The following is a 661-nucleotide window of genomic DNA, read 5'->3' on the forward strand; positions in this document are numbered from 1 at the left end:
AATTGAATTATAAATTTTACACATGGAAGGAGAAAAAGACATGGAAGTAAGATATTATATTTGTAAGCATTGTGGAAACATTGTTGAAAAGGTAAAGGATAAGGGCGTACCTGTAATTTGTTGCGGAGAACCTATGCAGGAATTAAAAGCCGGGGTGACAGATGCTGCTGTCGAGAAGCATGTACCTGTATATACGATAGAAGGCAGTCATGTTCATGTCGTGGTCGGAGAGACAAAACATCCAATGCTTGAAGAGCATTTCATTGAGTGGATTACATTAAATACAAACCAGGGAATATACAGAAAACAGTTAAATCCAGGGCAGGAGCCGGTAGCAGATTTTTGTCTTTGCGATGGTGAACAGGTAGAAGAAGTATATGCATATTGTAACCTGCATGGATTATGGAAATGCTAAAAGCATTTATACATATTAAGGTTACAGAACAACACAAATAGAACAGTAATATAGGCTGTGTATTAATATATTTACAAGGAGGAACAACGAATGAAATACGTATGTGATGTTTGCGGATGGGAATACGATGAGGAGAAGGGCTATCCAGAAGGTGGTATTGCACCTGGTACAAAGTGGGAGGATGTTCCGGAAGATTTTGAATGTCCGTTATGCTTTGTAGGAAAAGACCAGTTCTCAGAAGCATAA

At 38.4% G+C, this 661-nt stretch carries 2 protein-coding genes; both read left to right on the plus strand.

From position 1 onward, the window contains the following. The first annotated feature begins 40 nt into the window (after positions 1-40). Positions 41-415 (plus strand): desulfoferrodoxin family protein, encoded by a 375-nt coding sequence (locus HMPREF0373_RS03110; protein ID WP_023920586.1) that lies wholly within the window; start codon positions 41-43, stop codon positions 413-415. Positions 416-505: 90 nt separating this feature from the next. Then, positions 506-661 (plus strand): rubredoxin, encoded by a 156-nt coding sequence (locus HMPREF0373_RS03115; protein ID WP_021738136.1) that lies wholly within the window; start codon positions 506-508, stop codon positions 659-661.

Source organism: Eubacterium ramulus ATCC 29099 (assembly GCF_000469345.1).
GTDB lineage: Bacteria > Bacillota > Clostridia > Lachnospirales > Lachnospiraceae > Eubacterium_I > Eubacterium_I ramulus.

Excerpts from the sequence above, each read along its gene's own strand:
- HMPREF0373_RS03115 (WP_021738136.1), top strand. The coding sequence starts at position 506 with ATGAAATACGTATGTGATGTTTGCGGATGGGAATACGATGAGGAGAAG.
- HMPREF0373_RS03110 (WP_023920586.1), top strand. The coding sequence starts at position 41 with ATGGAAGTAAGATATTATATTTGTAAGCATTGTGGAAACATTGTTGAA.